The 22562-nt window shown below is 71.9% G+C and carries 18 protein-coding genes; 6 read left to right on the top strand and 12 right to left on the bottom strand.

The features are described from left to right. The first annotated feature begins 8 nt into the window (after nt 1-8). Nucleotides 9-575: a DUF4865 family protein gene (locus ALI22I_RS31310; RefSeq protein ID WP_238598673.1), complete on the top strand. Its 567-nt coding sequence runs from the start codon at nt 9-11 to the stop codon at nt 573-575. On the opposite strand, the gene ALI22I_RS31315 is transcribed toward ALI22I_RS31310, so the two are convergent. The 4 genes from ALI22I_RS31315 to ALI22I_RS31330 form a co-directional block, all read right to left on the bottom strand. Beyond that, nucleotides 553-3888, bottom strand: a complete 3336-nt coding sequence (locus tag ALI22I_RS31315) for a tetratricopeptide repeat protein (RefSeq protein WP_077009108.1) — start codon at nt 3886-3888, stop codon at nt 553-555. The genes ALI22I_RS31310 and ALI22I_RS31315 overlap by 23 nt on opposite strands. Before the next feature lie 107 nt (nt 3889-3995). Next, nucleotides 3996-5243, bottom strand: a complete 1248-nt coding sequence (locus ALI22I_RS31320; RefSeq protein WP_238598674.1) for a GGDEF domain-containing protein — start codon at nt 5241-5243, stop codon at nt 3996-3998. Between the two features lie 444 nt (nt 5244-5687). Further along, complete coding sequence (locus tag ALI22I_RS31325; protein WP_179118429.1) at nt 5688-6842, bottom strand: MFS transporter; 1155 nt, start codon at nt 6840-6842, stop codon at nt 5688-5690. Nucleotides 6843-7054: 212 nt separating this feature from the next. Then, entirely contained in the window at nt 7055-8251 is a 1197-nt protein-coding gene (locus tag ALI22I_RS31330) for an MFS transporter (protein WP_077009109.1), read from the bottom strand. A gap of 53 nt (nt 8252-8304) precedes the next feature. Between ALI22I_RS31330 and ALI22I_RS31335 the strand changes: the two genes are divergently transcribed. Next, the gene (locus ALI22I_RS31335; protein WP_083752155.1) at nt 8305-9300 is read left to right on the top strand and encodes an RNA polymerase subunit sigma-70; all 996 of its coding nucleotides are present in this window, start codon (nt 8305-8307) and stop codon (nt 9298-9300) included. A 218-nt stretch (nt 9301-9518) separates the two neighbouring features. Here ALI22I_RS31335 and ALI22I_RS31340 read toward each other — a convergent pair whose 3' ends face one another. Both ALI22I_RS31340 and ALI22I_RS31345 read right to left on the bottom strand, forming a co-directional pair. Continuing rightward, nucleotides 9519-10145 (bottom strand): DJ-1/PfpI family protein, encoded by a 627-nt coding sequence (locus tag ALI22I_RS31340; RefSeq protein WP_077009346.1) that lies wholly within the window; start codon nt 10143-10145, stop codon nt 9519-9521. A gap of 15 nt (nt 10146-10160) precedes the next feature. Further along, the gene (locus ALI22I_RS31345; RefSeq protein ID WP_077009111.1) at nt 10161-11117 is read right to left on the bottom strand and encodes a GlxA family transcriptional regulator; all 957 of its coding nucleotides are present in this window, start codon (nt 11115-11117) and stop codon (nt 10161-10163) included. A gap of 77 nt (nt 11118-11194) precedes the next feature. On the opposite strand from ALI22I_RS31345, the gene ALI22I_RS31350 reads away from it, so the two are divergent. Together ALI22I_RS31350 and ALI22I_RS31355 are read left to right on the top strand one after the other, a co-directional pair. Beyond that, nucleotides 11195-11947 (top strand): aminotransferase class IV, encoded by a 753-nt coding sequence (locus ALI22I_RS31350; protein WP_077009112.1) that lies wholly within the window; start codon nt 11195-11197, stop codon nt 11945-11947. A 56-nt stretch (nt 11948-12003) separates the two neighbouring features. Next, nucleotides 12004-12891 (top strand): hypothetical protein, encoded by an 888-nt coding sequence (locus ALI22I_RS31355; protein ID WP_143532523.1) that lies wholly within the window; start codon nt 12004-12006, stop codon nt 12889-12891. 40 nt (nt 12892-12931) lie between these two features. Here the strand turns inward: ALI22I_RS31355 and ALI22I_RS31360 are convergent, their stop codons facing one another. Then, the gene (locus ALI22I_RS31360) at nt 12932-13381 is read right to left on the bottom strand and encodes an Lrp/AsnC family transcriptional regulator (RefSeq protein ID WP_179118430.1); all 450 of its coding nucleotides are present in this window, start codon (nt 13379-13381) and stop codon (nt 12932-12934) included. Then, nucleotides 13378-14505 (bottom strand): M24 family metallopeptidase, encoded by a 1128-nt coding sequence (locus ALI22I_RS31365; protein WP_077009114.1) that lies wholly within the window; start codon nt 14503-14505, stop codon nt 13378-13380. The genes ALI22I_RS31360 and ALI22I_RS31365 overlap by 4 nt, the downstream gene beginning before the upstream one ends. Nucleotides 14506-14618: 113 nt before the next feature. Here ALI22I_RS31365 and ALI22I_RS31370 point away from each other — a divergent pair, with 113 nt between their 5' ends. Continuing rightward, nucleotides 14619-15560 carry a 5'-3' exonuclease gene (locus ALI22I_RS31370; protein WP_077009348.1) on the top strand — a complete coding sequence of 314 codons (942 nt, stop codon included), beginning with the start codon at nt 14619-14621 and terminating at the stop codon, nt 15558-15560. A gap of 481 nt (nt 15561-16041) precedes the next feature. Here the strand turns inward: ALI22I_RS31370 and ALI22I_RS31375 are convergent, their stop codons facing one another. The 3 genes from ALI22I_RS31375 to ALI22I_RS31385 all read right to left on the bottom strand — a co-directional run bounded on the left by ALI22I_RS31375 (nt 16042) and on the right by ALI22I_RS31385 (nt 20986). Next, nucleotides 16042-17250, bottom strand: coding sequence for a GNAT family N-acetyltransferase (locus ALI22I_RS31375; RefSeq protein WP_077009115.1), 1209 nt, complete (start codon nt 17248-17250; stop codon nt 16042-16044). 144 nt (nt 17251-17394) lie between these two features. Continuing rightward, nucleotides 17395-18090, bottom strand: coding sequence for a DUF4333 domain-containing protein (locus ALI22I_RS31380; RefSeq protein WP_077009116.1), 696 nt, complete (start codon nt 18088-18090; stop codon nt 17395-17397). Nucleotides 18091-18220: 130 nt separating this feature from the next. After that, nucleotides 18221-20986, bottom strand: a complete 2766-nt coding sequence (locus ALI22I_RS31385) for a DEAD/DEAH box helicase (protein WP_077009117.1) — start codon at nt 20984-20986, stop codon at nt 18221-18223. Nucleotides 20987-21113: 127 nt separating this feature from the next. On the opposite strand from ALI22I_RS31385, the gene ALI22I_RS31390 reads away from it, so the two are divergent. Then, nucleotides 21114-21599, top strand: a complete 486-nt coding sequence (locus ALI22I_RS31390) for a hypothetical protein (protein WP_077009118.1) — start codon at nt 21114-21116, stop codon at nt 21597-21599. Here ALI22I_RS31390 and ALI22I_RS31395 read toward each other — a convergent pair. After that, complete coding sequence (locus ALI22I_RS31395) at nt 21583-22536, bottom strand: diacylglycerol/lipid kinase family protein (RefSeq protein ID WP_077009119.1); 954 nt, start codon at nt 22534-22536, stop codon at nt 21583-21585. The genes ALI22I_RS31390 and ALI22I_RS31395 overlap by 17 nt on opposite strands. Nucleotides 22537-22562 lie beyond the last annotated feature (26 nt).

Raw genomic sequence — 22562 nt, forward strand, 5'->3', positions numbered from 1 at the left:
TGCACGCCATGCACTACGAGATCACCCTGCCCGCCGACTACGACATGGGGATCATCCGCACCCGCGTCGCCACGCGCGGTTCCGCGCTGGACGACTTCCCGGGCCTGGGCTTGAAGGCGTTCTGCATGCGGGAACGCGGTGTCGACGGCTCGCCGGTCAACCAGTACGCCCCGTTCTACCTGTGGCGCACCGCCGAGGGCATGAACAGCTTCCTGTGGGGTCCGGGTTTCCGGGGGCTGAGCGCCGACTTCGGCCGCCCGACCGTGCAGCACTGGGTCGGTCTCGCCTTCGAGCGGGGCACCGCGACGACGCCCACCGCCGCCACCAAGCGCACCGAGCACATCCCCGCCGACACGGACCCGACCGAGGCCGTGGACCAGGCCCTGGAGGAGCTCAAGCAGCGCAAGGACCACCCCGAGGTGTACGCCACCGCGTTGGCGATCGACCCGAGGCACTGGGAACTGGTGCACTTCACCCTGTGGAACACGGCGCCCCACGACGCGGACGTCCGCTACCAGGTGCTGCACCTCTCCCGCCCCGAACTGGACGACCTCAGCGCGGGCCGCCACTGGTAGGCCGCGACCGGCCCACGCCGGGGTTGCGGGCGCGTTCGGCGTACGGCACGGAGACGTACCCGATGAGGTCGAGCACGCCGCCGCTGGTGCGGTCCAGTTCGCGGGCGAACCCGAGGATGCCGGGGTCGGTGCGGTCCATCAGCCACGCCAGCAGCACGACCACCACGTCCGCGAGCAGACCCACCTGGAACGGCATGTCCTCGCGGTTGCCGGCGGTCACCGCGCTGGCGAAGTCGGTCATGCCGCGTTCGGTCAGCTCCAGCGGCCCGGTCTCGATCGCCCGCTTCATCGAGTCGACCACCAGCGGCACGATCGACGCCCACACCTCGCGCGGCGCGACCTCGCAGATCAGGCCGCCGCACAGGGCCGCGGTCCACAGCGCCTCCGGGTCGTCGGCCCGGACCGCGCCGACGGCCAGGTGCGGCAGCAGTTCGGCGCCGCGCTCCCACGCGCCGGTCGCGACCAGCTTCTCCACCGCGTGCCGGTAGTGCTCCAACGCCTTGCCGTGCTGGCCGCGTGCGGTCAGCACGCCGCCCAGGTCGTCGTGGAACGACGCCACCTCGGCCGCCGCGCCCACCTGTTCGGCGCGGGCGAGGCCGACCACGGCGTAGTGCTGCGCGGTCTCCAGGTCACCCCGGTCGTGGTGGCACGCGCCGAGCCGGCGCAACGCGGCCAGCTCCTGCCGGTCGTCGCCCTCGGCCCGGAACAGCTCCACGGCCCGCGACCCGGCGTCGATCGCTTCGGCGAGGTCGCCGTTCTCGCGGTGCCGGTCGCACTCGGCGAGTTTGAACGCGGCCTGCCGGGCGCGGTCGCCCAGTGCCTCGGCCAGGTCGTGGCCCTCGACGGCGTACCGGAGCGCGGTCTCGGGGTCCGCGTCACCGAGGCCGTCGAGCACGGTGATCGACTCCAGCAGCCCTGATCTGTTCCCGTTCGCCCGGTGCTCGTCGTGCGCCAACCGCGCCGCCTGTCCGGCCTCGTCGGTCCTGCCTTCGTGCATCAGCAGCCTCGCCATCCGCAGCAGGACGCCCGCCCGGTCGCGGCACGCGTCGCCCAAGCCCACACACCGTTCGAAGTCCACCAACGCGGCCGCGTATTCCCCGCGCCGCTCGGACCGTGTCCCGGTCAGCTCGAACCTGGTCGCCCACAGGATCTCGACCTCGTCGTCGGGCAGGTCGAGATCGGGCAGCAGGGCGTCGATCCGCTCGACCAGGTCGGCGGCCCGTTCGTCGTCGTCCTCCAGCCGGAGTTCGGCCAGCAGCACGTCGGCGTACGACGGGGTGTCGGTCGCGTCGCCCTTCTCGGCGACCTTGCGCAGCGCGGAGATCTCCCGGCGCAGCACCGGCGACAGCGACCCGGCGCAGTCGCGGGAGGCGGCGGCCAGCAGCTCGCACCCGGTCAGCGCCGCCTCTGCGTCGGTGGTGGACCGGTCGCGCCACTCGTCCAGCCTGCCGTTGACGGTGCCCACGTACAGGTAGGACCGCTCGATGCCGCCGGGGGTGCCGGTGTTGACGATGGCGCGCGCGGCGGGCGTCTCCTCGGCGGTGAGCCGCCGCACGACGGTGCGTGCGAACCCCGCCGCCAGGTTCGCCGGGATGGTCCACAGCGTGCCGATGTAGCCGCGCGCGCCGGCCCGGACGAACTCGCGGCCCAGGTCCGTCCACGACCGGCAGGAGTTGTTGAACACGATCGGCCGGTGCCGCAGGGCCACCGGGATGTCGGCGTCCGGCAGCCCGTGGCCGCCGAGCAGGATCGCGTCCTCGGCGTCGTGGATGTTGAAGAACACCAGCTCGACGGGCAGGTCCTCGACCAGGTCGCGCAGCGCGTCCGGTGACGCGTCCTGGTCGGACAACACGATCGGGTGGGTGTGGTGTCCCAGGGACCAGTGCCCGGGCAACTCAGTCTCGGGCACCTGTGTCCGATTGTCGGCTCCGCCGACGGCTAGGAACGCCCCGGAGTCGAACACCAGGCTGAACGCGCCCGGTTCCCGCGCCACGCCGGCGCGGTGCAGCTCGGTGAGCACCACCAGCGCCGGGTCTGCCACCACGTGACCGATCGGCTTGCGCGCCCAGTTCACCGTCTCGGTGTGCACGAACGAGTAGGGCAGGCCGGTGGTGAACGCGGTCAGCCCGCGGTCGCCGACCTCCGCGATCACCTCGGCGGGCACCTGCGCGGTGACCACGGCCTCGACCGCCGCGTACGGGTCGTGCCCGCCGGTGGACAGGTACCGCCACAGCGCCTCGACGAACCCGATGCCCTTGACCGCGTCGCCGATCGCGCCGGCCGCCGCGGTGACCCGGTCCTGCTCCTCGGCCACCACGGTGCCCACCTCGGCCAGGTCCGGCTTCGGCGTGATCACCAGACGGGCGCCGCGGTGGTGCGCGTAGAGGGCGCCGGTCAGGTCGTCGACCTCGCCGGTGTGCTCGACCAGCACGGCCTCGTCACCGTCGTCCGGGTTGTGCTCGGCGAACGGCACCGACGGCGCGCCCTCGTCCACGCGCAGCGCCGAACCGGTGCGCAGGGCGGTGAACAGGGCGGCGACGAAATCGGCGTCGGGCGCGACGTCGAGCGTGCGCTCCGGCTCACCGTCGCCGCGCAGCAGCTCCCACGCCTTGCCGGTCAGGCCGACCGGGTCCTCGCACGGCAGGTGCAGGCGTTCGGGCAGGTCGGGGAACAGCGCGGCGGCCAGGCCCGTCCCGTCCGGCTCGGTGTCGCCCGGTTCGGCGAGGAACACGGCGCGCCGCACGCCCATGGCGGTGAGCATGTCGGTCATCAGCTCGTCGTGCCGGTGGGACGACACGCCTCGAGGTCTCAGCGCGACGACGGGGGTGAGGCGGTCGGCGGGCAGGCAGGACACCACGACGGCGGCCTCCCGCACCTGGTCCGGGCGGCACACCACGACCGTGTCGCCGACCTCGAACACCGGCTCGCTGGTCACCGTGACGCTCAGCTCGGACTCGCCGGCGGGCAGCTCCACGGCCACGCCGCCGTCCTCGACCAGGCACGGCGACGAGCCGGAGACCAGCAGCGACACCGAGTCCGGCAGGGCGAACGCCACCCCGTCGTCGGTCTGGGTGGCCGGCGCGTCGACGGCGAGCCGCCAGCGGGCCGGCGCGGGCAGGTCGAAGCGCTGCCGCAGCACCGCGCGCACGTGGCCGTCACGGGTCTCGTCGACCAGCAGGTCACGGGCGCCCGCCTCGGCGGTCAGCTGCTCACCCGCCTCGACCGGCGATTTGCGGTGCACGTCGAGCAGGACGGCACGCAGCAGCCCCGCTTCGAAGCGGAAGCGGATTCCGTGCGGAGCACCGAGGTCCACTGGCTCACGACCCTTGCAAGCGAATGATCCACCGTGTGGTGGTGGCGGGCAGAAACTACGCCACCCGGGGCCGGACCTGTAGGAGATCCGGCGGTTGGCCGCGGTTGTTATACGCCGGGGCGTTCCGATCTGGCCGCCGGCGTCCACCGCGAACGGCGCACCCGGCCCGCCGCCTGCACCTGGTCCCGACCGAGCCGCTTCGCCTCGTACAGCGCGGAATCGGCCGCCGCGAGCAGTCCCTCCACGGTGTCCTCGGCGACGTCCGGCCACACCGCGATGCCGATGCTGACCGTGAGCCCTGCCACCACCGCGCCGTTGCCGTCGTCCACGAACACCCGGTGCACCTCCGAGCGCATCCGCTCGGCGATCGCGACCGCCTCCTCGTGCTCCACGCCGGGCAGCAGCACGGCGAACTCCTCGCCGCCGAAGCGGCCCACCGCGTCACCGCGCCGCACCGTGCACTCCAGCGCCGCCGCGATGCGCCGCAGCACCAGGTCACCGGTCTGGTGGCCGTGCGTGTCGTTGATGTCCTTGAAGTGGTCGACGTCGATCATGAACAGGCCGACACTAGCGCCGGGCGGCTGCTGGCGGGTGCGCTGCAGCTCCAGGGTGGCCTGCAGGTGCCAGGCCTCGGCGTTGAGCAGGCCGGTCTTGGTGTCGGTGCGGGCGGCCAGCTCCAGCTGGTGGATGAGCACGGTGCGGTGCAGGGCGACGGCCGCGACGACCATCGGCACCGCGAACCCGGGCCACCACGCCACGCCGAGGGCGACGAACCCGCCCATGGCCAGCTGACCGGCTTCGAGCAGGTTGTCCGCGCCGCTGCCGATGGAGTCCTTCACCGAGCGCGGCCGGACCGTCAGCAGGATCACCGCGGCCACCAGGGCGGTGTTGACCAGCCACTGCGCGGTGCCCGCGCCCACGAGTCCGACGAGGTCGAGCGCGCCTCCGGGCTGCCCGGCCTGGAGGTGGTCACGCAGGCCGGTGAAGCCCGCCACGGTACTCGCGGCGAGCGCGGCCAGCACCATCATCGCCGTGGTGAACACGCACCGGTGCGGTGGGCGTGACGCGTCCCAGCGGCCGACGACCCACCAGCGGTGCGCGTACATGAGCACGACGAGCGCGACGGCGAGCGTCGGCGGCAGCACCAGCGCGCCGGCCACGATCCAGATGCTGCACAGGTCGACGTGCGGCAGGTGGCTGTGGTCGCGGCGGATGCGCTCGATCCAGCGCGAGCAGTGCAGGTGCAGCGCGGCACAGCCGGCCAGGACGGCGAACGCGATCCACGAGTCGGCGGGCACCGGCCAGGCGGTGGTGGCCGCGATCGCGACGACGGCGAGCAGATCCACCGACAGCACGTACACCAGGGCCTGTCGCGGCAGGGACCATAGTGACCAGCGTCGAGCGCCCCACGACCTCGAACGCGCTGTGCCCATGGTTCCTCACGACTGTCTATCCCGGACTGTCATGGTATCCGAACGGAGGGTCACGGTAATGGTGACCTGCCCGGATGTCAGCCGCTACCGGGGTGAGGCAAACCGCTGGAGGTGATCGCGGTGCGCGACAAGATCTGGTGAAACCGCTGATCAACAGCCCTGTCGAGACGGACGGAGGTGCGGTTGTGCGCGACAAGATCTGGTGAATCCCCTGGTGACCGAGTCCGAACCGCAAGCCATGCCCAGGGGGGTGCGCCGCCATGCGCGACAAGATCTGGTGATGCCGAGTGCCACAAGCGACCGTGAACGACTTCCGAGGCCAGGCGCGGGCCGCGGCGAGCTCTCCGACTCCCGCGGCCGGCGCGGTCAGCCGACCCGTGTCCGGACCAGCCACAGGCACGCCGTCGCGGCGCCGACGCCGCTGAGCACGAGCGTCGCCCGCAGGCCGACGACATCGCCGAGCAGCCCGCCCACCAGCGCGCCCGCGGGCGCCGTGCCCCAGACCACTGTGCGGATGGTCGCGTTGACGCGCCCGTGCAGCTCGGTCGGAGTGGTCTCGTAGCGCACCGGCACCTGGTGGACGTTGTAGATCTGGAGGGCGAACCACATCACCGCCACCGCGCCGATCAGCAGCTGGTCCACCGCGACCAGCGCCTGCCCGCTCCCGGTGACCAGGATGGCGGCGACCATGGTCCGGCGACGCCCCCACCGTTCGCCCAGTCGCGCGGCGGCGAGTGCGCCGAACAGCCCACCGACCGCTCCGACGGACAGCGTCAGGCCCAACTGCGCGGCCGACATGTTGAGGTCGGTGACGAGGTGCAACAGGACCACGACGGTGAAGGCGTTGAACCAGAAGATGTGCGTCGCGGTGCACAACGTGACCCGCCGCAGCGCCCGGTGACCGAAGACGGCCCGCACACCCGCCGACATCCCCGCGCTCGCCTGCGGCCGTTCCACCACCCGCACCCCGACCAGGGTGGCCGCCGCGACGAGAAAACTGACCGCGTCGGCCAGCAACGCGCCCGCGGCCGTGATCGCCCCGACCAGCCAACCGCCCAGCGCGGGCCCGGCAACCTGCGCCGTCGCCTGCCCGACCTCGACCGCCCCCTGAGCCCGCGTCAACTGCTCACGCGGCACCACCATCGGCACCAACGCCAACCCCGCGATGTCCCCGAACACCGCGAACGCCCCCGCCACCGCCGCCACCACGGCCAACAACCCCACCGACAACACCCCGACCGCCGCGGCCGCCGGCACCACCCCCAGGCTCACCGCCTGCCCAACCGCACACACCCCCGCCACCACCCGCCGAGGCAACCGGTCCACCCACACCCCCGCCGGCAACCCGAACACCAGGTACGGCAACCGCCCACAAGCCGCCACCACCCCGATCTCCCACGCCCCTGCACCCAACGTCAGCGCCGCCACCAACGGCACCGCCACCACCGTCACCTGCGACCCGATGAGGGATACGGACTGCCCGGACCACAACAACAGAAACGACCGGTTGCGCCACAGCACCCCACCATGATCCCGACGACGGCCGCAGCAACCACGGCCGGCCGACGGCACCGAGTGCGCGGACGCGCTCTCCATGGCATGAACAGCGCCGTTCGGACCCGACCAGGGTGCACATCGGTCCGTTCCAAGCCGCGTTGGACGGCCGCCTCTCGCCACGCTTGGCCGGTGACATGCCCAGGCCGGCGTGCGGCGGCGACCGGAGCCGGGCGGGTTCAGCTCACTGCGGCGGGTGCGATGCGGGACCAGGCGGTGGTGGCGGTGAGGGCCAGGACGGTGCCGATGATGCCCGCGACGGCGATGGCGGTGGTCGGGGAGCCGGTGGCACTGGCCAGCAGGCCGCCCGCGGCCACGCCGATGCCTTGTGCGGCTACCAGGCCGCTGCGGGCGAAGCCCAGCGCCTGGCCGCGTTGCTCGTCCGGCACGAGGCGGACGAACGTGGCGCCCGCCGTCACCTGGTACGCGCTGAACACGCCGCTCACCGCGAGCAGCGCCACCGCGCCGACGAGGTTCGGCGCGAGCAGGTAGCCGACCAGGGGCAGCGCCGTGGCGACGGCCAGCAGTCCGAGCAACCGCACGCGCAGCGACGTGGGCAGGAAGCGCAGCAGGATCGTCCCCAGCACCATCCCGGCCGGGTCGGCGGCCAGCAGCAGACCGACACCCGCCGCACCGGCACCGACCTCCGCCGAGAACGGCGCGGCCAACCCCTCCGGCACCACGGTGAACAGCGCCAGCCACCCCAACCCGACCAACAGCCGCAGCCGCCGATCCCGCCACACCAACGCCGCACCGGCCCGGATCCGCACGTGCACGGCGGGCACGAAAGCCGGAGCGGGACGTAGGCGCAGCCCGAACCGCAGCAGCAGAGCCGACAACGCGAACGTCACCGCGTCCGCCAACAACGCCCCCGACGTCCCCAGCCACGCCACCACCAGACCGCCGCCGATGAACCCCAGCAGCAGCCCCGCCTGGTGGGTGATCAGGTGCACCGACTGCCCGGCCTCGTACCGGTCCCCCAGCACGGACGGCAGCAGCGCGCCCTGCGCGGCGGCGAACGGCGGCTCCGCGAGCTGCGCGACCACCAACAACGCCGCCACCAACGGCAGCGGCACGCCCGGCACCGCCATCACGGCCAGCAGCACGGCCCGCACCACGTCCGCGACCACCATCACGGTCCGCCGCGGGTACCGGTCGGCCAACCCGCTCAACAGCACCCCGGACACCAGCGCGGGCAGCATCGTCAACGCGTAGGTCAACGCCGTCCACGCCGCGGACCCGGTGCGCTGGAACACCAGCACGGACAACGCCACCCGGGCCAGCTGGTCGCCGACGGTCGACAGCACCGCCGCCGACCACAGCACCCGGAACTCCGGCACCGCGAACACCGCGCGGAAACCCGTGCCCTCGCCCAAACTGCCACCCCGATCCGACGTGACCGATGAGTTTCGCGGGCCGGTGGCGTCACATGACATGTTGTGCGGCGTGCGACCGGCACGTCACCGTACAAGCCCGGAGGGTGACCATGAGCGAGGTTGCGGCGATGACGGTTGACTTCACGCAGGAGGCCGAGCGGTACCGGCACGAGCTGCGGGTGCACTGCTACCGGCTGCTCGGCTCGTTCGACGAGGCCGAGGACCTGGTGCAGGAGACGTTCCTCAAGGCGTGGCGTGCCAGGGACACGTTCGAGGGACGTTCGTCCTACCGCGCCTGGCTGTACCGGATCGCCACGAACGCGTGCCTCGACGTGATCAACCGCCGTCCCGAGCTCGCCACGACCGACGAGATGCCCGCGGCCGACGTGCCGTGGCTCCAGCCGTTCCCGGACGCCCTGCTCGACGCCGAACCGGACGCGGAGGTGGTGGCGCGGGAGACGATCGAGCTGGCGTTCCTGGCCGCGGTGCAGCACCTGCCGGCCAAGCAGCGCGCGGTGCTGGTGCTGCGGGACGTGCTGGGGTGGCCTGCGAGCGAGACGGCGGCGCTGCTGGGGGACACCGTGCCCGCGGTGAACAGCGCGCTGCAACGCGCCCGCGTCACCATGCGCAAGCACCTGCCGGAACGGCGTGCCGACTGGTCGGGCGAGCCGAATCCCAGGGAGAAGGCGGTGGTGCGGAAGTTCATCGAGGCCACCGAGCGCTGTGACATGGAGATGCTGGCCGCGGCGCTGCGCGAGGACGCCACGTGGACCATGCCGCCGCAGCCGGAGTGGTACCGCGGCCGGGACGTGCTGGTCGGCTTCTGGGCGCCGGTCATGGTGGGTCCGGAGGCGTTCGGCGAGTGGAAGGTGCTGGAGACCAGGGCGAACCGGCAGCCGGCCCTCGCCAACTACGCCCGCAAGCCCGGTGAGGAGTTCTTCAAGCCGGTGGCGCTGGACGTGCTGCGCGTCGAGGACGGCGAGATCACCGAGGTCATCACGTTCCCGCCGGACCGGTTCCCGCTCTTCGGCCTGCCCGCGACGCTGTGAGCTTCGACGTCCGCGTGGTCACCGTCGCGGGCTCCCGCCCCTACGACGCGCGGGAGTGGCGGGACGCGCTGGTGGTCGTGCTCAGCGGCGGGCTCGACCTGGACGGCGAGGTGTTCCCGGAGGGGTCGGTGCTGGCGTTGGCCGGGCTGCCGCTGGAAGTGCTGCGCCAGCACGGCGGGCAGCCCGCCGTGCTGGTCGCGGTGACCAGGTCGACCAGGTCAGCTCCCCCGGACCACGCCGCGGGCGAAGGCGACGAACTCGGCGGGCGCCGTCTCGGGGGACCCGGCGTCGTAGGGCGGCCGGGGGTCGTACTCGATGACGAGTTGGGTGAACTCGGCCCGCTCGTCACCCCAGATCCGGCCGACCAGGGTGAGCGCCATGTCGATCCCCGCGGACACCCCGGCCCCGGTGACCAGATTCCCGTCGATCACCACCCGGTCGGTGCTGACCACCGCGCCGCGCGCGGCCAACTCGTCGCGCAACGCCCAGTGCGTGGTCGCGGGACGTCCGTCGAGGATGCCCGCCTGCGCCAGCAGCGTCGACCCGGTGCACACCGACGTGGTCCAGGTCGCGGTCGGGTGCACCTTGCGCAACCACGCCGCGACCACGCCCTCCTCCAGCACCGCCGCCCAACCGCCGGCGCCGGGCACCACGATCACGTCGGCGCGGTCCAGCGCGTCGAACGTGGTCGTGGGCACGATCGTCAGCCCGGCGTCGGTGCGCACCGGGTCGAGTGACGCGGCCACGAAGTGGGCCGTCACCTCCGGCTGGTGCGCCAGCACCTCGTACGGCCCGATCAGGTCCAGCGCCGTCATGTCCGGGTAGAGCACGAAAGCCACATCCATCACTTGTCCCCCTGTTCACGCCGCACCGGAAGTGCGGAACCTGTGGCGGTAACCGCCCGGCGTCACGCCGAGCACCCGCAGGAAGGCCCGGCGCATCGTCTCCGCCGTGCCGAAACCACTGCGTCGAGCCACGACGTCCAGCCCCTCGTCACCCGACTCCAACACTCCCGCCGCCGCCTCGACCCGGACCCGTTCCACGTACCGGGCGGGCGGCGCGCCGACCCGGAGCGGGAACACGCGGGCGAAGTGCCGGGGGCTCATCGCGGCGCGGCGGGCCATCTCCTCGACCGTCCAGCCGGCCGCCGGGTTGTCGGCGACGGCGTCGAGCACCGCCCGCAGACCCGGTTCGCGGACCGGCGGCACGCGGGCCCGCACGCTGAACTGCGACTGCCCGCCGGGCCGTTGCAGGAACACCACCATCCAGCGGGCGACCAGCCGGGCCACCGCGGCGTCGTGGTCGCGTTCCACCAGCGCCAACGCCAGGTCGATGCCCGCGGTGACGCCGGCGGACGTGGCCAGCCGCCCGTCCTGCACGTAGATCGCGTCCGGCACCACCTCCACCGACGGGTGATCGGCGGCGAGCCGGTCGCAGAACGCCCAGTGCGTGGTGGCACGGGCGCCGTCCAGCAACCCGGCCGCCGCCAGCAGGAACGCACCCGTGCACACGCTCGCCACCCGCCGTGCGTCGGCCGCGACCCGCCGCAGGTGGTGCAGCAGTTCCGCGTCACGTGCCGCCTCGCCGAACCCGAAGCCGCCGACCACCACGACCGTGTCCACCGCTCCGGACAGCTCCCGCAGGTCCTCGGCCTCCATCCGCAGCCCGCCCGACACCGCGAACGCGCCGCCGACCGCCGCCAGCCGCACCCGGTAGCCGCCGCGGACCCGGTTGGCGCCGTCGAAGACGTCCACCGGGCCCGCGATATCGGTCAGCGTCGCCCCCTCGTGCCCGACGACCAGCACCTCGCGTTCCACACCATCACCCTCTCCACCAGCCGGCACGGCGGCAACGACCTACAACCCTCGATTCCTGCCACGCTACGGTTGCGTCCGTGCTGAGGATCGAGATCGACGGCGGGCCACCGACCATCGAGCGGCTCGCGGCCGGTTCCCTGGCCAACTACGGGCACTTCACCGCCATGCAGGTCCGGGACCGCCGCACCAAGGGCCTCGACCTGCACCTGCGCCGGCTCGACCAGAGCACCCGAGAGCTGTACGGCACGGGCCTGTCCGGCGACCGCGTCCGCGGCCTGGTCTCGCACGCGCTGGGCGACGACGTCCTCGACGCGGCCGTGCGGGTCGTCGTGTTCGGTGTCGGCGTGCCATCGGTCATGGTGGTGGTGCGGCCGCCGTCCACTCCCCCGGCGAGGCCGCAGCGCCTGATGTCGGTCGACTACACCCGCCCGCTGCCGCACGTGAAGCACCTCGGCGGGTTCGGCCAGATCCACCACGGCAACCGTGCCGAGCAGGCCGGTTACGACGACGCGCTGCTCACCGCCGACGGCGTGGTGGTGGAGGGCGCGATCGCGAACATCGCGTTCCTGGACGACGGCGACGAGCTGGTGTGGGCGCAGGCCGACTGGTTGCACGGGATCACCATGCAGTTGCTGGAACGGGAGTTGCCGTCACGCCGGGAGGTGGTGCGGCTGGCGGACGTCGGCCGCTACCGCGGCGCGTTCCTGACCAACTCGGTCGGGGTGGTCGCGGTGTCGCGGATCGACGACGTCGAGTTCGAGGTGGACGCTGCGGCCATGGCCCGCGTGCAGGCCGCCTACGACGCGATCCCCGCCGACCCGTTCGAGTAGCTGTTGAGTAGATCCACCGATGCCCGGTGGCCGCGCCTCACGGGACCGTGTGCGGTGTGATCGACTTCCGGGTGCCCGTGCAGATCGCCGTGGTGTGGCTCGTCATGGGGTTGTCGGCGGTCGTCGTCGGCTGGTTGGTGGTGTTCGGGTTCTTCATCGGGAGCGCCGGGCTGGTCGCGGTCGGCATGATCGGGCCGTTCGCGATGGTCTTCCTGATCGGCACGTTCACCGCCAAGGCGAGCCCGTTGACGGCGACCGTGTTGCCCCGCCTCGGGTGGGCGGCGCTGGTGAGCGTGTTCGGTCTGGTCGGCGCGGTGTTCTACTCGTCGGTGCTGGAGGCGAGCGAACCGGTGGACCTGCCGTCGTGGCTGGCCATCCCGGGTATCGGGGTATCGTTCGCGCTCGTCGCGGCCATGCTCGCGCACGGCCTGGTGGTGCGGCTGGTCGCGGTGGGTGTGACCGTCGCGGCGGTGGCCTTCGGCATCTGGCTGCCCACCACGATGCCGGCCGACGACGCCGCGTCCCGGATCGCGCACGCCAAGCTGCCCGGCGGGGTGCTGCTGATCGCGACGCCCGAGGGGTACGACTTCCCGCGGCTGATCATCGCCGAGGGCCACGCCGAACTCGCCTACGTCTCGAACAGCGACAGCCGGGAGTTGGACGCGTTCCCGCGCCTGGTCGTGCGGCCGGCGACGGTGGAGACCACCGAGTTGGTGTACCGACCGGACTCCACCGACCACGTGTTCGTGCGGCGGATGGGCGACGTCGAGGCGGTGGCCGTGGTCTCCGATTGGGCGGACGTGGAGGCGGTGCGCGAGTTCGTGCTCTCGGTGCGGCCCGCGACCGACGACGAGGTCAGGCGATTGCTCCCGCAGGCGCCCGATCGACGTGACCGCGACGTGCTCGCCCGCTTCGCGAACACGTGGAACCGCTTGTTCACCTGACTTCACTCGACTCCACGTGACTTCACGTGACGCCTGCGGGTCAGACCGCCGGCGGCCGGTCCTCGTACGGCGTGGACAGCACCACCGTGGTGCGGGTGGACACGTTCGCCACCTCGCGGATCTGCCTGAGCAGCTCCTCCAACGCCGTCGGCGAGGCCACCCGGACCCTCAGCACGTACGAGGCGTCACCGGCGACGGAGTAGCACGCCTCGATCTGCGGCAGGTGCTCCAGCCGCTTCGGGTAGTCGTCCGGAGCCGCCGGGTCGATCGGGGTCAGCGAGATGAACGCGGTCAACGGCAGGCCGACCTCGTCGCCGTCCAGCCGCGCCGCGTAACCGCGGACCACGCCGCGCTGCTCCAGCCGCCGCACCCGCTGGTGCACGGCCGACACGCTCAACCCGACCCGTTCGGCGAGATCGGTGAAGCTGCACCGGCCGTCCGCGGCGAGTTCGCGCAGGATCGCCCGGTCGATCTGCTCCAGGTTCGTCACGTCGGCAACACCACCAGCTCGTGCGGTTGGTTGTTGACGCTCTCCACGCCGTCCGCGGTCACCACCACGATGTCCTCGATCCGCGCGCCCCACCGGCCGGGCAGGTAGACGCCGGGTTCGACGCTGAACGCCATGCCCGGCTCCAGCGGCAGGTCGTTGCCGCCGACGATGTAGGGCTCCTCGTGCACGTCCAGCCCGATGCCGTGGCCGGTGCGGTGCACGAAGTACTCGCCGAAACCCGCGTCGGCGATGATCCGGCGGGCGGCGGCGTCGACCGCCTCACACGTGACGCCGGGCCGTACCGCCTCGACGGCCGCCTGCTGTGCTCTCTGCAGGACGGAGTAGGTCTCCCACACGTCGGCGTCACGCGGCTCGCCCAGCACGTAGGTGCGGGTGGAGTCGGAGTTGTAGCCCTCGGCCACCGGGCCGCCGATGTCGATCACCACCACGTCACCGGCCTGGATCACCCGGTCGGACACGTCGTGGTGCGGCGAGGCGCTGTTCGGGCCGGAGCCGACGATGACGAAGTCGGCCACGGTGTGGCCCTCGGCGACGATCGCGGCGGCGATGTCCGCGCCCACCTCGGCCTCCGTGCGGCCGGGACGCAGCCACTCCGCCATGCGCGCGTGGACCCGGTCGATCGCCGCACCCGCCGTGCGCAACGCGGCCACCTCGGCGGCGTCCTTGCGCATCCGCAGCTCCCGCAGCACAGGGCCGGCCAACACCTGATCCGCACCGACCACGTCCCGCAACCGCAGGGTGTGCAGGGCGGGCATCATGTCCGAGACCGCGGTCCGCGTGCCCTTCAACGCCCGCTTGACCAGCGCGTACGGGTCCTCGCCGTCGACCCAGGTGGCGACCTCGACACCGAGTTCGCCGGTGGGGACGGCGGCGTAACCGGGCTGCTCCAACTTCGGCACCACCAGCACGGGCGAACCACCGACCGGCAGCACCAGACACGTCAACCGCTCGAACGACGACCCGCCCGCGCCGATGAGGTAGCGGAGGTCGGAGCCGGGCGCGATGAGCAACGCGTCCACGCCCGCGATGGAGGCCGCAGCAGTGGCCCGGTCGAGGCGCGCGCGCAGGGCGTCCACGTCGACGGGCCCAACTTGGGTCGACATGACCGGCAGCCTAGTGGTGCACGGCCCGCCGCACGCGAACGAGCTTCGCCCCCACCCCCGTGCCGATGGTCTAGTCGGTGGTCTTGTCGGTGGTTTCTGGCAAGCTGTCCGAGGTGAGCAAACCGCTGGTCCTGATGGACGCCGCCAGCCTGTACTTCCGGGCGTTCTACGCGCTCCCCGAGTCGATGACCGCGCCGGACGGCACACCGGTGAACGCGGTGCGCGGGTTCGTCGACACGATCGCCAGAGTCATCACCGAGCGGAAGGCCGGACGGCTGGTGGCGTGCCTGGACGCGGACTGGCGCCCGGAGTTCCGCGTAGCCGCGCTCCCGTCGTACAAGGCGCACCGCGTAGCCGAAGGCGCGATGGACGGCGCAGAGGAAGTCCCCGACACCCTCACCCCACAGGTGCCGATCATCCTGGATGTCCTGGACGCAGTAGGAATCGCGACCGCCGAGGCCACCGGCTACGAGGCCGACGACGTGATCGGCACACTAGCCGCCCGCGAAACCACCGACCCGGTCGAAGTGATCACCGGCGACCGCGACCTGTTCCAGGTAGTGCGCGAGGAACCAACCCCCGTACGCGTGCTGTACCTAGGGCGTGGCTGGGCAAAAGCCGAACTACTAGGCCCGCAAGAGCTAGCCGCCAAATACGCCCTACCAGTCCACGACGCCGGACGCGCCTACGCCGGCATGGCCGTCCTACGCGGCGACCCATCGGACGGCCTGCCCGGCGTAGCAGGCATCGGCGAAAAAACCGCGGCAAAACTGATCACCGAATTCGGCTCCCTACAAGCCGTCCTGGACGCAGTCCACGACGGCCGAGACCGCAAACTGACCACCCGCGCCCGCACCGCCCTGCTCAACGCCCAGGCCTACCTCGCCGTAGCACCAACCGTCGTCAACGTGGCAACCGACGCCAAGATCATCATGGACCGCCCCGACCCAGTCCCCACCACCCCAGCCGACCCCGACCGCGTCGCCGAACTAACCCGACGCTGGGGCCTCGGCAGCTCCCTGCCCAGGCTCCTAACCGCACTAGAACGCCGCTAGTCAACCAGCCGTCCACCCCGCCACCCCGCCACCGCCCCTCACCCGGCCACCGCCAGCCCACCCAACCCGGCAACCGAACGCGACTCGACAGCGCAGGCGGAACCGGGCGCAGATCGGCGCGCGGCCGGTAGCCACACGCGGCTCGGCAGGCGCCTGGCAGAACCGGGCGCGAATCAGCACGCGCGCCGGCGGCCGGGCGAGGATTGGCACGCAGGCTGGCAGCCAGGCGTGGACCGGCAGGCAGCTGACGCAGATCGGCAGGCGGCTGGTGGCTGGCGGAGCCGGGCGTGGATCGGCGAGTGGGGCGGCAGTCGGGCCAGGTCGGTAGCTGGAGGCGGGGTGGCGTTGTATGGCGGTCGGTGGGTGGTCGGGGTGGGTGGTCGGGGGGTGGTCGCGGGCCTCGTTGTTTCAACCGACGTTTCAAGTTGAGGATAACGGCGTTTCTGTATGTCGTTGGGGCATGATCACCCGATCGTGTGGGCTAGAAGAACGAACCGCTCCACGGGACCTCGTTCACCGCGAACAGCACATCGGCACGCGCTAGCGCCTCAGCCTGCACCACGTCCAGCCGACGGGTGGCGGCTAGCGTCGAGAACGACACGTCACCCAGGTAAACCGACGCTAGCGCGTCCACGTCCAGCACCAGCTCGGGCGCGTCCTCCACCCGCGTCACGCCGTCCGCCGACACCCGGTACGACCCCGAGTTCTCCGGCAGGTACGCGTCGCGCACGCCGATCACCACCGGTTCGCCCTCGCGGTACGTGCGGGCGGTCAATGCGGCAGGGACATCCAGTAGCCGCAGCCACGTCTCGTCGGACTCGTCCGTGATCCGGCACGCCCGTCGATCGCCCAGCAGCCACTGCACCGGCTCGTCGACCGGCCGTCCGAACGCCGTCACCTCGACCACCAGGTCGATGCCCAGCACGAACAACCACAGGTCGGCCCACGCCTCCGCGTCCCGCGCCCACAAATCCATCACGGTCAACGTGGTCGGCTTGTCGGCACCCGGATCGTGCTCACCCAGCTCCACCTTGTACACCACGTAGCCGTCATCACCCGAAGAACCCGACCGCACCGCGATCTTCATGTTCTCCTCGGCGAACACCCGCCGGAGGTTCAACGCCCACCACGCGGGCCACCGCGAGATCGTGCCCGTGCGCCCCGGCGACAGCTCGTCGAACAGCTCCCGCGCGATCCGCTCCCCCGCCTCGCCCTCGACCAGCCGCACCCGACCGACTGGGCGCATCCGAAGCGCGGCACGGTGCCGGTCGATCCGCAGGTACCGGTACCGGGACGCCACGCCGTACCCGTACCGCCCGTAGATCACCGTCTCCGACGCCCGCAGCGACGCCACCACGTCACCCGCCGACCGCATGGCCCGCAGCTGCTCCCGCTGCAACGCGCTCAACACACCCCGCCGCGTCCAGTCCGCCCGCACACCGACCCGGCTCACCGCCGCGTGCGGCACGACCGCACCACCCGGCACGGCGAGCCGAGACGAGAACGAATGGGCCGTCCCGATCATCTCCCCGTCGGCGAACGCACCCAGCGCGCGACCCGGCTCGTACGACTCCTGCGCGAACTTCCACTGATCGTCCGGCGCGGGCGAGTAGTGCAGGGTGCCGCGGAACAACGTGTGCGCGGCCCGGTACTGGGAATCGTCCAGGACGCGGATGTCGTGGTCGGTCACCCCGGCATAGTGCCGGCGAGATCGCTAGAACCGCTAACGAGTTTCGCGCACGGCGCACGGCGCACGGCGCACAGAACAACCACAGACGAACCGAGGCCACCCCGGCACAACACGGCGGGGGTGGCCTCGGGAACGGAACGCGGATCAGCCGGCGGGCTGGCCGACCTCGTACTCGCCGTCCTCGGTCTTGACCGTGATCTTGACCGTCTTGTCCTTGCCGCCGACCTTCACCTTGCACTCGAAGGTCGTGTTCGGCTTGACCTCCTGGTCGGCCGGACAGGTCGCGCTCTCCACGTCGGAGATCTTGTAGTCGTCCTTCAGGACGCCCACGACACCCTGCTGCACGGACGCGTTGTCGAAGACCTTCGTGGTGAACCAACCCGGCGTCACGAACCCGAGGATGCCGACCGCACCGACCAACAGCACGACCAGCGCCACGATGACCCACACCACGGCGCTGGACTTCTTCGGCGGCGGCTGCTGGCCGTACTGGCCCGGCTGCCCGTACTGACCGGGCTGCTGCCCGTACTGGCCCGGCTGCCCGTACTGACCAGGCTGGCCGGGCTGCCCGAACTGACCCTGCTGCGGCTGCCCGTACGGGTTCGACTGCGGGTTGTTCGGGTCGTACCCGGCGGGGTACTGCTGCGTGTACGGCTGCTGCTGGGGCTGCTGACCCCATTGCTGCTGCTGTGACGGATCCGGCTGCCCGTAGGGGTTGGGCTGCTGAGCGGGGAAACCACCCGACGGCGTGCCGGGGTACCCACCACCGTAGGGCTGTTGTTGCTGGCCCCACTGCGGCTGCGGGTCGTTCCCTCCGGACGGTCCGTACGGACTGGTCATGCTCGGCCTCCGACGGTCGGTCTGGAAAACGGTTCGAAACTGTGCTGATGTGCAAAGCCTTGTTCAAGCCTTGCGGGCGCGATCAAACCACAGCTGCGCAGGCGATACCCACCCACCCCGCAAAGCTTTGTCAAACGGTGGCCATCGCCACCACCCCACGGCGCAACGCGTCCACCGCCTTTCGGGCGGCCGCACCCACCGGGTCACCGCCGCCGACCACGTCCCGGATCTGGTCCAGGAAGTCGATCACCTGCCGGCACCACCGGACGAAGTCGCCCGCGCCCAGCTCCGCGCCGTTCTCCTCGGCCGCCGACAACACCTTCTCCAACGACTCGCCGCGTGCCCACCGGTACACCGCCCACGCGAAACCAGGGTCGGGCTGCCGGGTCCGGCCGAGCCGGTGCCGGCGCTCGTCGTCCTCCAACTCCGCCCACAGCCGCGCGGTCGCGGTCAACGCGTCCGACACCTTCCCCGGTGGCAACCGCGCCTCCAGCGGACCGTCCCGACGCGCCTCGTACACCAGCGCCGACACCACCGCGGCCAGCTCGGCCGGATCGAGGTCGCGCCACACGCCGTGCCGCAGGCACTCCGCGGCCAACAGGTCCGACTCGCTGTAGAGCCTGGTCAGCCGCTTGCCGTGCTCGGTGACCTCCTCGCCCGGCCCGTTCTCCTCCGCGTGCAGGTAACCGCGTTCCCGCAGCAGGCCCCGGATCCGGTCGAACTCGCGCGCCAACGAGTGCGTGGTGGCCGCGACCTTGCGCTCCACCTGCTCGGTCTCGGCCAGCAGCCGGTGGTACCGCTCGCCCCACCGGGCGTGATCCTCGCGCTTCTCGCAGCCGTGGCACGGGTGCGCCCGCAACGCCCGCCGCAACGTCGCCAGCTCCGCGTCGTCGTCCGCGGTGGACCGCCGCTTGCGCATCGCGGGCGCCACGATCCCGGTGGCGCGCAACGACGCCGCCAGGTCGCGCCGCGACTTCGGCGACCGCGTGTCCACCTGCTTCGGCAACCGCATCTTGCCCAGCACCTCGACCGGCATCGGGAAGTCCGCCGACGACAGCCGACCCGCCCACCGGTCCTCGGTGACCACGAACGGACGCGCCTCGCCCAGCGGCTCCAGACCGGGGTCGATCACCACGGCCAGCCCGGTCCGGCGCCCGGACGGCACCGCGATCACGTCACCCTTGCGCAGCCGCTCCAACGACTGCGCCGCCTCGGCCCGCTTCGCCGAGGTGTTCTGCCGCGCCAACGCCTTCTCCCGCTCGGTGACCCGACGGCGCAGCGACGCGTACTCGGTGAAATCACCGAGGTGGCACGTCATCGCCTCGGCATAACCGCCGAGGGCCTCCCGGTTGCGCTCGATGCGCCGCGCCAGACCGACCACCGAACGGTCCGCCTGGAACTGCGCGAACGACTGCTCCAGGATCTCCCGCGCCGCCGCCGCGCCCAGCTGGTTCACCAGGTTGACGGCCATGTTGTAGCCCGGCCGGAACGACGACCGCAGCGGGTACGTGCGGGTGGACGCCAGGCCACCCACCGCCTTCGGGTCCACGCCCGGCTGCCACACCACCACCGCGTGGCCCTCGACGTCGATACCGCGCCGCCCCGCCCGGCCGGTGAGCTGCGTGTACTCGCCGGGCGTCAGGTCGACGTGCGCCTCGCCGTTGTACTTGACCAGCTTCTCCAGCACGACCGTGCGCGCGGGCATGTTGATGCCCAGCGCCAACGTCTCGGTGGCGAACACGACCTTCACCAGACCGCGGACGAACAGCTCCTCCACGGTCTCCTTGAACGCGGGCAGCAGACCGGCGTGGTGGCTGGCGATACCGCGCTCCAGCGCCTCGCGCCACTCCCAGTAGCCCAGCACCATCAGGTCACCCTGCGGCAGGTCCTTGGTCTTCTGCTCGATGACCTCGCGGATCTCCTCGACCTCGTCGTTGGAGTTGAGCCGCAGCCCGGCCCGCACGCACTGCGTCACCGCCGCGTCGCACCCCGCCCGGCTGAACACGAAGTCGATCGCGGGCAGCAGGCCCGCGCCGTCCAGCCGCTGCACGATGTCCACCCGTGACGGCGGCTTGAACCCCGACCCGCGCGGCGGCCTGCCGCGTTGGTCCTTGTTGTTGCGATTACGGCTCCACGGCACGTGAAAGCGGGACAGGTCCTCGGTGTGCCGCAGCAGCTGCGGGTTGATCCGGGCGTGCCCGTCGGGCGCGTCGCCCGCGAACAGGTCCATCATCCGGCCGCCCGCCATCATGTGCTGCCACAGCGGAACGGGCCGGTGCTCGTCCACCACGACCGTGGTGTCGCCGCGCACCTCGACCAGCCACTCGCCGAACTCCTCGGCGTTGCTGACCGTGGCGGACAGGCCGACCAGCCGCACCGACTCGGGCAGGTGCAGGATCACTTCCTCCCACACCGGGCCGCGGAACCGGTCGGCCAGGTAGTGGATCTCGTCCATCACCACGTAGGCGAGGGTGTTGAGCGTCGAGGAGCCCGCGTACAGCATGTTGCGCAGCACCTCGGTGGTCATCACCACGATCGGCGCGTCGCCGTTGACCGACGTGTCGCCGGTGAGCAGGCCGACCTTGCGCGGGCCGTAGCGGGCCACCAGGTCGGCGTACTTCTGGTTCGACAGCGCCTTGATCGGCGTCGTGTAGAAGCACTTGCGGCCCTCGGACAGGGCCAGGTGCACGGCGAACTCGCCGACGACGGTCTTGCCCGCGCCCGTGGGCGCGCAGACCAGCACGCCGTGCCCGTCCTCCAGCGCCTCGCACGCGCGTTGCTGGAACGGGTCGAGTTCGAACGAGATGACCCCGAGGAAATCGGTCAGCTTGGGCCAGGTGGAACGACGGCGGGAATCCGCGTACGCCTCGGCCGGGGACCGCGAAGTGCTTGACACCTGTCCAGGCTGTCATACGACACCGACAAAATCGCTTCAGATCCGCGTCGGACCGCGGAACCTCACTTTTAAGCAACACTGAAGCTATAAAGACCACCGGGGTCGACCATGCGGCACACTCTCAGGCGTGGAGGCGATTCCGCTGTCGGAGGGCGACCTGCGGTGGGTGTTCCCCCACCTGGTCGACGTCGATCCGGTCTTGGACGTGCTGCGGCTGGCCGCGGTGCGGGTCGAACGGCTGGCCGACAACCTGGGCAGACCCGGCACGGGCCTGGTCTTCGACCACCTGCCCGGCGCACCCTACGCGGGTCTCTCCGGCCTCGCCGAGATCGAGGAGGTGACCTTCCACGTCCACGTGGCACTGCCCCGCGACCCGCACCGCCACGTGGTCACCCCGCCACCGCCGTGGCAGGTGGCGGGCGAGATCTCGGTCCGCTGCGACGCCATCCGGGACTGCGGCAGGCACGAGATCGAGAGCGTCGAGTCGGAGCACGACACGCCGTTGGACGCGGCGAACGGGGTGCTGACCGTCGCGGGGTGGCTGTTGGACCGCGGCCTGACCGAGCCGCACGCCTCCTGGCGCAAGCGCGACGTGCTCAGCCGACACCGCTGACAGGCGCGGGAGCATCGCCGACGGGCCCGTCGGCACTGGGCTCGGCGGCGGCGGTGACGGCGCCTGTGACGGCGGTGAGCGCGCCGGGCACGCACGTGACGGTCAACGGCACGCCGCTCAGCCGCTCACCGTCGGCGTAGGCCACCCACGACGGCCCGGACAGCCGCACGGACCGCGCCTGGAACGTGCGCACCGCCGGGTGGTCCACGTGCCGTCCGGTGCGCAGTGTGGGCAGCATCCGCAGCAGGGTGCGCCGGGGCGCCGCCCGCACCACGGTCAGGTCGAACAGGCCGTCGGCCGGTGAGGCGTCCGGGCACACCGGGATGCCGCCGCCGTAGCTGGTGGTGTTGCCGACCGCGACCAGCAGCGCGTCCAGTTCCAGCACGTCGTCGTCGGTCTCGACGACCAGCCGTTCGGGCCGCAGCGCCGCCAGTTCGGCCAGGATCGCCAGGTCGTAGCGCCGCGGGCCGGCGGGCCGGCGCATCGCGTTCGCCCGCTCGTTGACCGCCGAGTCGAACCCCGCGCACAGCACGGTGGCGAACCACGGTCCGTCCTCGACCCGTCCCAGGTCGAGTGTGCGGCGGGTGCCGTTGCGCAACGCGGCCACCACGTCGTCCACCGAGGTGGTGCCGAGCGCGGTGGCCAGGTCGTTGCCGGTGCCCGCGGGCACCACGGCCAGCGCGGTCGAGGACTGGGCGCAGGCCTGCACGGCCAGGTGCGCGCCGCCGTCACCGCCGAGGACGACCAGCACGTCGACCCCGTCGGCCACCGCCCGGCACGCCACCTCGGCCGTGCCCGCCGCCGAGGACGCCACGTGCAGGTCGAGGTGGTCGACCACGCCGCGCAGCCGTTCCGCGACGGTGCCCGCCACGCGCGCCGCCCTGCCCTTGCCCGAAGCGGGGCACACCAGCAGAGCCGCCCGCGTTGACGTCGCCATGGTCGGGGAGCCTACAAACTCCCCGA

The sequence above is a fragment of the Saccharothrix sp. ALI-22-I genome (genome assembly GCF_001984175.1).
In the GTDB taxonomy this organism is placed as follows: Bacteria; Actinomycetota; Actinomycetes; order Mycobacteriales; family Pseudonocardiaceae; genus Actinosynnema.

What these genes read in the sequence shown, in the direction of transcription:
- ALI22I_RS31310 (WP_238598673.1), top strand. Translation starts at nt 9, where the DNA reads ATGCACTACGAGATCACCCTGCCCGCCGACTACGACATGGGGATCATC.
- ALI22I_RS31335 (WP_083752155.1), top strand. Translation starts at nt 8,305, where the DNA reads ATGACATGTTGTGCGGCGTGCGACCGGCACGTCACCGTACAAGCCCGG.
- ALI22I_RS31340 (WP_077009346.1), bottom strand. Translation starts at nt 10,145, where the DNA reads ATGGATGTGGCTTTCGTGCTCTACCCGGACATGACGGCGCTGGACCTG.
- ALI22I_RS31365 (WP_077009114.1), bottom strand. Translation starts at nt 14,505, where the DNA reads ATGTCGACCCAAGTTGGGCCCGTCGACGTGGACGCCCTGCGCGCGCGC.
- ALI22I_RS31380 (WP_077009116.1), bottom strand. Translation starts at nt 18,090, where the DNA reads ATGACCAGTCCGTACGGACCGTCCGGAGGGAACGACCCGCAGCCGCAG.
- ALI22I_RS31395 (WP_077009119.1), bottom strand. Translation starts at nt 22,536, where the DNA reads ATGGCGACGTCAACGCGGGCGGCTCTGCTGGTGTGCCCCGCTTCGGGC.